This window comes from Kutzneria sp. 744, assembly GCF_000568255.1.
Lineage (GTDB): Bacteria > Actinomycetota > Actinomycetes > Mycobacteriales > Pseudonocardiaceae > Kutzneria.
On sequence record NZ_KK037166.1, the window covers coordinates 7965777 to 7971621 of the forward strand.

Annotated in this window: 6 protein-coding genes and 1 pseudogene; 6 read left to right on the forward strand and 1 reads right to left on the reverse strand. The window is 69.6% G+C overall.

Features of this window, described 5'->3' with window-relative positions:
- Positions 1-152: 152 nt before the first annotated feature.
- The 4 genes and pseudogenes from KUTG_RS36660 to KUTG_RS36675 form a co-directional block, all read left to right on the forward strand.
- Positions 153-854 (forward strand): annotated as a pseudogene (locus KUTG_RS36660) (5-dehydro-4-deoxyglucarate dehydratase); the annotation flags it as partial.
- The gene (locus tag KUTG_RS36665) at positions 851-2110 is read left to right on the forward strand and encodes a glucarate dehydratase family protein (RefSeq protein ID WP_043723402.1); all 1260 of its coding nucleotides are present in this window, start codon (positions 851-853) and stop codon (positions 2108-2110) included. The pseudogene KUTG_RS36660 and the gene KUTG_RS36665, both read left to right, overlap by 4 nt.
- Positions 2107-3252: a hypothetical protein gene (locus KUTG_RS36670; RefSeq protein ID WP_232241165.1), complete on the forward strand. Its 1146-nt coding sequence runs from the start codon at positions 2107-2109 to the stop codon at positions 3250-3252. The genes KUTG_RS36665 and KUTG_RS36670 overlap by 4 nt, the downstream gene beginning before the upstream one ends.
- 364 nt (positions 3253-3616) lie before the next feature.
- Positions 3617-4204 carry a Uma2 family endonuclease gene (locus tag KUTG_RS36675; protein ID WP_043723409.1) on the forward strand — a complete coding sequence of 196 codons (588 nt, stop codon included), beginning with the start codon at positions 3617-3619 and terminating at the stop codon, positions 4202-4204.
- Here the strand turns inward: KUTG_RS36675 and KUTG_RS36680 are convergent.
- Positions 4193-4666, reverse strand: a complete 474-nt coding sequence (locus KUTG_RS36680) for a DUF1453 family protein (RefSeq protein WP_043723411.1) — start codon at positions 4664-4666, stop codon at positions 4193-4195. The genes KUTG_RS36675 and KUTG_RS36680 overlap by 12 nt on opposite strands.
- Before the next feature lie 86 nt (positions 4667-4752).
- Between KUTG_RS36680 and KUTG_RS36685 the strand changes: the two genes are divergently transcribed.
- On the forward strand, positions 4753-5187 hold the full coding sequence (locus tag KUTG_RS36685; RefSeq protein WP_043723414.1) for a hypothetical protein: 435 nt from the start codon (positions 4753-4755) through the stop codon (positions 5185-5187).
- The gene (locus KUTG_RS36690) at positions 5184-5801 is read left to right on the forward strand and encodes a hypothetical protein (protein ID WP_157495009.1); all 618 of its coding nucleotides are present in this window, start codon (positions 5184-5186) and stop codon (positions 5799-5801) included. Before KUTG_RS36685 ends, KUTG_RS36690 begins: the two co-directional genes overlap by 4 nt.
- Positions 5802-5845: the final 44 nt, after the last annotated feature.

Genomic DNA, 5845 nt, shown 5'->3' on the forward strand with positions numbered 1-5845 from the left:
AAAAAAAAAAAAAAAACAATAGGTTCGTGAAAGGGTGTGGCCCGTGGCTGCTGGCACAACTAGCTTATGCTCCTCGCATACGGCCTTTGTGAGTTACCGCCCTTCTACCTCGAGGAGTTCGCGCGCCCGGTGCGCGTCCCGTAGAGGCGACCGCCGGCCGCGTGCCGGTCTTCGCCGGAGCCGGCGGCTCCCTCCCGATGGCCCGCAAGTTCGCGGCCGCCGCCGAGCGCGCGGGTGCGGACGGCATCCTGCTGCTGCCCCCGTACCTGGTCGGCTGCCCGGCGCCCGGGGTGGCCCGCTACGTCACCGAGGTCGCGGCGTCCACCCAGCTGCCGGTGATCGTCTACCAGCGCAACAACGCCGTCTTCACGCCCGAGGCCGCGGTCGAGGTGGCCAAGCTGTCCAACGTGATCGGCTTCAAGGACGGCATCGGCGACATGGACCTGATGCAGCGCATCGTGCTGTCCGTGCGCGAGGCCGTGGACAAGCCGTTCCAGTTCTTCAACGGCCTGCCCACCGCCGAGATGACCCAGCCGGCCTACCGCGGCATCGGCGTCGAGCTCTACAGCTCCGCCGTGTTCTGCTTCGCGCCGGAGATCTCGCTGGCGTTCTACAAGGCTGTCACGGCCGGTGACAGCGACAAGGTCAACGCCCTGCTGCACGGCTTCTACAAGCCGCTGGTCGAGCTGCGCGACAAGGTGCCGGGCTACGCGGTGTCCCTGGTCAAGGCGGCCGTCTCGCGCGGCGGCCTGGATGTCGGCGGCGTGCGGCCGCCGCTGCTGGACCCGACCGAGGAGCACCTGGCCGAGCTGGACCGGATCATCGAGGCCGGACGGAAGCTGATCGCCGAATGAAGATCACCGAGATCGTCCTGACCCCGATCGCCTTCCGCGATCCGCCGCTGCTGAACTCCGTCGGCGTGCACGAGCCGCTGGCCCTGCGCACGATCGTCGAGATCCACACCGACGAGGGCGTCAGCGGTCTCGGCGAGACCTACGGCGACGCCGGCCACCTGGAGCGCACCCGCGAGGTCGTGCCGGCGCTGATCGGGCTGGACGTCTACGACCTCAACGGCATGCACGCGGCGGTGGCCGCGGCGCTGACCGGCGTGGTCGGCTCGGACAAGCACGGCCTGACCGGGCAGATCTCCGGGATCGGCACCGTGGACCGGGTCTTCTCGCCGTTCGAGGTGGCCTGCCTGGACATCCAGGGCCGCCACCAGGGCCGTCCGGTGGTGGACCTGTTGGGCGGCAAGGTGCGCGACGCCGTGCCGTACAGCGCCTACCTGTTCTACAAGTGGGCCGGTCATCCCGGCGCCGAGCCGGACGAGTGGGGCGAGGCGCTGGACCCGGCCGGCATCGTGGCCCAGGCCCGCAAGCTGATAGACGAGTACGGCTTCGGCTCGATCAAGCTCAAGGGCGGGGTTTTCCCGCCCGAGGAGGAGATCGAGGCCATCCGCGCGCTGCACGAGGCGTTCCCGGACACTCCGCTGCGGCTGGACCCCAACGCGGTGTGGACGCCCGACACCTCCGTGAAGGTGGCCGAGCAGCTCGACGGCGTGCTGGAGTATCTGGAAGACCCGACGGCGAACATCGAAGGCATGGCCGAGGTGGCCAGCCGTATCGACATGCCCTTGGCCACCAACATGTGCGTGGTGTCCTACGACCACCTGCCGCCGGCGATCCGGCAGAACGCCATCCAGGTGCTGCTGTCGGACCACCACTACTGGGGCGGGCTGACCCGGTCGCGGAGCCTCGCGCTGCTGTGCGAGACCTTCGGCATCGGGCTGTCCATGCACTCCAACTCGCACCTGGGCATCAGCCTGGCGGCGATGACGCACCTGGCCGCCGCCACCCCGAACCTGCGCTACGCCTGCGACACACACTATCCGTGGAACAGCGCGGACGACGTCGTGAAGCCGGGCGCACTGTCCTTCGTGGACGGTGCGGTGCCCGTGCCGAGCGGGCCCGGCCTGGGGGTCGAGCTCGATCGGGACGCGCTTGCCGTGGCGCATCAACGTTTCCTGGACACCGATATCCGCAGCCGGGACGACACGGGCTACATGCAGAAGGTCGTGCCGTCGTACGAGAGGAAGAACCCCCGGTGGTGACCACGCTCGCCCACGCCTACACGTGGGACCTGGTCGGCGACGACGCCGCGGCGGAACGCTTCGCCGGTCTCGGTGTCGGCGCGGTCGCCCTGGCGGCTTCGTACCACACCACCCGGGCCGCCACGCCACTGCACCCGCGGCACCGGATGGTCGACGCCCGGCACGCCGCGCTGTACACGCCGGTGCGCTCGGAAGCTTGGCAGGGCAAGCGCCTCGCGCCGGCCGGACCGTCCTGGGTGGACGGTGACTCGTTCGCGGTGGCGGCCGACCGGCTGCGGGCCGTCGGGTTGCCCGTGCACGCCTGGACCGTGCTGACGCACTCCAGCCGGCTCGGCGACGCCAACCCGGATCTGGTCGTGCGGAACGCCTTCGGCGACTCTTATCCGTACGCGCTGTGCCCCGCGCAGGCGGATGTCGTGGAGTACTGCGAGACCTTGGTCTCGGAGATCGTCCACAGTGGACCGTTGGACGGCGTGGTGCTGGAGGCCTGCGGGCCGCTGGGCTTCATGCACGGCGGTCACCACGAGAAGACCGACGGCACCGACTGGTCGCCGGCCCAGACGCAGTTGCTGTCGCTGTGCTTCTGTGTGGCCTGTATCGGGCTTTACGGCGACGCCGGCATCGACGTGGTGGCGTTCCGCAACTCGGTCAAGGCCGGCGTCGACGGCAAGGCCGAGAGCGTCCGCGCGGCGTTGGGGGAGCAGCTCGCCGACACCGTTTCCGGGGTCAGGACCGGGCTTTCCCTTGGCCTGCGGCAGCTTCTGGTCGGCACGATCCGCTCGACGCTGCCGGACGCCAAGATCGTCGCCCACGCCGCGGCCGACGAGTGGGCCACCGGCCCGTTCGCCACCGTGGCCGGCGGGGTCGGGGCTGATGTCGACACCTTGACCTTCACCGCGTGGCCCGGGCCGGACGTCGCCCTGCCCGTGCTGAAGGCCTTGCAGGGCATCACCGACAAGGCCCTCGCCGCCTACGTGCTCGCGTTGCCGCCGCGCCCGGTCGACGGCGCCGCCCTGGCCGCCGAATGGCAGCAGTACCTCGACGCCGGCGCCTCCGAACTGCACGTGTACCACCCCGGCCTGGCCTCCCAGGGCCGTTTGGACGCCATCCGAGACGCCCTCTCCCGCCTGCGACCGCAGTGACCGGGGCCTGATCAGCAGCAACGCGAGGCCCCGCCGGTGCTTCGCACGGTTGCTGGATTTCTCGCCAAGAACACAAAGCAGCACGGACCTCGCTCAGATCTGATCCGTTTTCGGAAAAAGCCAACCCAAAAACGACGGTCACACCTACTGGATGTAAAATGCTTACGACCCGTACTACTGGTATCGTACGTTAGATTAGGCACATTTCGTCTCGTAAAAGCCGAGAAAGCCCACAGCTTGGTTACGTCGTTAGCTGCGGAATAGTAGGCTGCCCATTACCAAGGCAGCGGTCCGAGGGGCCGAGCCGCGACGCCGGAGGCGGCGCCAAAAACGCAGTATCATGGGGTGCCTGGGAGGTGACCGCATGTCCGCTTCGGTCTCGTTCGATCCGCTCGTCGAACTCGCCGGCATGTGGACCACGGAGCTGGCCGAGCGCTACCTCCCGGACCCCGGCCTGCTGCCGAGCAAGTACGAGTGCGTTGACGGGAACCTGATCTTGAGCCCGTACGAGGCAGGCCCGAACGTGTACGCCGCGGACGAGTTGCGCGGCCTGTTCAAGGGGCCGGCCCGGGCCGTCGGCCTGCGCGTGTACACCACCGTCAATCTGCAGATGACCGCGCAGCGGTGGATCCAGCCCGACATCACCGTGATGCGCGCGCCGGTGATGAGCACCTGGGCCCAAGCGGCGGACGCGATCGTGGTCGGTGAGTTCGTGTCGCCCTCCTCGCGCCAGCGCGACCGGCTGGACAAGCCGGCCATGTGCGCCCGCGAGGGCATCCCGTACTACCTGCGCGGCGAGGTCGACCTGCGCACCGAGACCGCCACCCTGTGGTTCTACCGGCTGGCCGACGGCGAGTACCAGGAGGTCGCCGTGGCCCACACCGGCGGCGTCTTCGAGATCACCGAGCCGTTCCCGGTCTCCTTCGACCCCATCCAGCTGCTAGACCTGTGACCGCACCTTCACGGCCCGCTGCTGCGTGATGAAGCGCTGGATGCCCAGCGTCACCGCCAGGTAGAGCACGATCGTCGACGACCCCAGCCCGGCCGGCGCGCCCTGCTGCTCGGACAGGTAGTCGATGCCGAAGTGCAGGCCCACCGCCACCAGCCACAGCACCAGCGTGACCCAGGTGCCCCGCCGCCAGACCTCGTTGTCCTGGATCCACAACTTCGTCGTATATGCCCGAAGTGTGCCGAACACCGCCCCGGACACCAGGCCGGCCAGCAACAGCAGCACCACGACCGTCGTCGGGGGATGACCCGACAGCACCGGGTACGCCTGGAAGACGCCGACCACCAGCAGGATCACCGTGAGCCGCATGGCTCCGTCCTCGCGCACCCGCCGGGGCTGCAGCTGCCGCCACAGCAGCAGGGCCAGGACCGCCAGACCGACCAGCACGTTCACGCCGACGTTCACGCCCCGGATCATGGCCGCGGGGCGGCAGATGCGCTATCCGATTAGGGCGATGCAACCCATCCCGGTGGTCGCTCCGTCCCTGGTGCATGAAGGCTCTGACGACAGTGGTCGGCGCGGGCGCGCTGGTGTTGGCGCTTGCCGCCTGCGGCCAGACCCAGACGACGACCCAGCCCGGCAGCGCCAACGGCATCGCACCCGCCGGCCAGGGCGGCAGCCTCCGCGACGTGCCGTCCACGCAGGTCGACATGGCCAAGCTGCCCCAGGGCTATCCCGCCCGGGTCCAGTTGGACGACAACGGCGCCACCCTGGCCGTGCAGGGTCAGGAGGGCGGGTGCGAGCATTCGAGCGCGGAGCTGGCCGCTCAGGACGCGGATGCCGTGCACGTGCTGCTCATCCGGAACCTCGCCGACGCCAACCGGGTCTGCACCAAGGAGTTGCGGCTCACGCAGCTGACCGTGCAGCTGGACAAGCCACTCGCCGACCGCAAGGTCGTGTTGGAGCAGAGGACGGTGCGGTCATGACCAAGCCAATCCCCGGGCGCCTGGCCGGCTCGCCCCAGCCGGCCGGGCGCCGCCCCCACTCCCGGCGGAGAGCCGCCCTGCCGCAGCTGTCGGGTCACCGCTGGCTGAGAACCGTGGCGCTGGGTGCCGGGCTCTTCGCCCTGGCCGCCTGCGGCTCTCCCACGGCGACGAACGCCGCGCAGACCGGCCCGGACCAGACCAGCACGGTCTCGCCCGCACCGACCACCTCCACTTCCGTGCCAGGGCCGACGACCTCAGGCGCCCCGGCCCCGCCTCCCGCCACCTCGGAGACGCCGCAGCCCAAGGCCACCGGTCCCACCGTGCCGCCCAACCAGGTCAGCTACACCCCGCCCGACGGCGTGCCCCAGACCGTGTGGCAGCAGGACGGCGGCAAGACCCTCGTCGTGATGGTCGAGGAGGGCGGCTGCGTCAAGATCGAGGCCCAGGTGGCCAAGCAGACCGCCGACGAGGTCGACATCACCGTGCTGACCATCGCCCAGACCCACCGCATCTGCCCGCTCTACGTCCGCGACGTCCCCATCGCCGCTCACCTCGACGCACCACTGGGCAGCCGCAAGCTCGTGCTGACCGCCCAAACCGGCACGCAACATTAACGGCGCTGCCGGCGATAGAACCCGCGTGTGGCCCCTTTCCGGCG